This window comes from Bradyrhizobium sp. CCBAU 53415 (assembly GCF_028128735.1).
Taxonomy (GTDB): Bacteria; Pseudomonadota; Alphaproteobacteria; order Rhizobiales; family Xanthobacteraceae; genus Bradyrhizobium.
The window spans coordinates 1-445 of record NZ_LBJF01000005.1; the positions used below are offsets into that span (position 1 = coordinate 1).

1 protein-coding gene is annotated in these 445 nt (G+C 64.3%); it reads right to left on the reverse strand.

What is annotated here, in order from left to right; all coding sequences use genetic code 11:
- A partial coding sequence (locus tag XH87_RS08390; RefSeq protein ID WP_271586895.1) for a chemotaxis protein CheW occupies positions 1–445 on the reverse strand: 445 nt, incomplete at both ends.

Sequence of the window (445 nt, forward strand, 5' to 3'; positions counted from 1 at the left end):
ATCGCCCAGGATGGTGTTGCCGGAGAACATGTCGATGTGGCGCAGCTTGGTCGACATCGGCTTGACCACGATCTCCTCGGTATGGAAGACACCGTCGACGACGATGCCGAAGGTCTGGCTGCCGACCTGCGTCACCACGATGAAGCCGTTCTCGGGATCGCTGGCGGCGCCGTCGTCGATCCTGAGCAGCTTCTTGAGGTGGATCAGCGGCAGCAGCTTGTTGCGCAGCCTGAGCACCGCGGTGTCCTTGATGCGCTCGATGCGGTGCTCGGAATTGGCGCGGGCCCGCACCAGTTCCACGACCGAGAGCTGCGGAATGGCGAAGCGGTCGCCGGCGGCTTCCACGATCAGCGCCGAGACGATGGCCAAGGTCAGCGGGATCTTGATGGTGACGGAGCTTCCCTCGCCGGCCACCGACTTGATGTCGATGGTGCCGCCGATCTGG